This is a genomic window from Microseira wollei NIES-4236 (assembly GCF_020521235.1).
Classification (GTDB): Bacteria; Cyanobacteriota; Cyanobacteriia; order Cyanobacteriales; family Aerosakkonemataceae; genus Microseira; species Microseira wollei.
Map to the genome: position 1 here is coordinate 1 of NZ_BLAY01000597.1, position 369 is coordinate 369.

The 369-nt window shown below is 43.4% G+C and carries 1 pseudogene; it reads left to right on the plus strand.

Going from position 1 to position 369, the window contains the following annotated elements:
• Positions 1 to 194 precede the first annotated feature (194 nt).
• Positions 195 to 369 (plus strand): annotated as a pseudogene (locus MiSe_RS49975) (RNA-guided endonuclease InsQ/TnpB family protein); the annotation flags it as partial.

Below are 369 nucleotides of genomic sequence, written 5' to 3' on the forward strand. Positions count from 1 at the left end.
TCCGTCTTTTTGGTATCCAAACCAGATCGTAGTTTACCCAGTCGACGGAATTTTTATTTCGCCGGTACTGTGGCATTTTTTAACTCGCTGGATTAGTATTTGATGTAGACAAGATTAACACAGCTACGAGGTGATAGATATTGCTGGCAAGTTATGTTGACAAATTGAGGCCAAATACATCCCAATCGACCAGTATGGCTAATTGGGTAAACATGCTTCGCAGTCATTACAACTGGTGTTTGAACGATAGGATTGTTCCAGACAATCAACAGTTGATTCACGGTGATTACTGCGACATTAGAACCAAGGTAGAGGTCTGTCCATTGACATGCTTCGTCAGCCAGAATGGCGCTGCTTCCAACCCCTGGA